General features: G+C 69.2%; 1 protein-coding gene. It reads left to right on the top strand.

What is annotated here, in order from left to right; translation table 11 throughout:
• The coding region (locus ACYVD1_RS34780; protein ID WP_460778727.1) for a transposase at nt 1–727 on the top strand (727 nt) is incomplete at both ends.

Raw genomic sequence — 727 nt, 5'->3', positions numbered from 1 at the left:
TCCGCATCATCGAAGCCCGCATCACCGCCACCACCGACGACGGCGAACAGATCCAGGGCCTGTACCGGCTGGCCACGACCCTGCTCGACCACCACACCGACCCCGCCCACCAGCTCCTGGCCCTCTACCACGAACGCTGGGAAGTGGAATCGACCTTCTACTCCCTGCGCCACACCCTGCTGCACCGCCGAGTCCTGCGCTCACACGACCCGGTCGGCCTACAGCAAGAGGTGTGGGCTGCGCTGGTGGTCTACCAAGCACTGCGCATGGCCATGGTCGAGGCGGTCGAATCACGCCCGGGCACCCACGCCGACCGGGCCGGGTTCACCACCGCCCTACACACCGCCCGAACCCAGGTCATCACCGCCCAGCAGATCCTGCCCGACGAAGACGATCCCGCCCAGTGCGGCACCATCGCCCAAGAGGTACTCAACGACCTGCTTCCGGCCCGACGAAAGCGGATCAGCGCCCGCAAGGTCAAATGTCCCCAGCGGCGTTACGGCTACGCCGATCCGGGCCGGCCACCCAAGTCCCAGCATGTGCGGGAGCTGGCGCTGCAGATCCTGGCCCCCGCACCCGAGACCGTGGCCGGGCCGCCACAGCCGACCGCCCCAGCAGCGGTCCCCGGGATCCGGCCCCAGGGGTCCAAGGAACAGACGATGCGGCTCCTGAGAACCGACCCGCACCGGGGGTGGAGCCCCATCGAAGTGGCCCGGGCCTTGGAGTA

The sequence above is a fragment of the Nocardiopsis nanhaiensis genome, assembly GCF_054778635.1.
The sequence above is the reverse complement of the archived record's forward strand: the minus strand, read 5'-3'. Positions and strand labels throughout refer to the sequence as shown.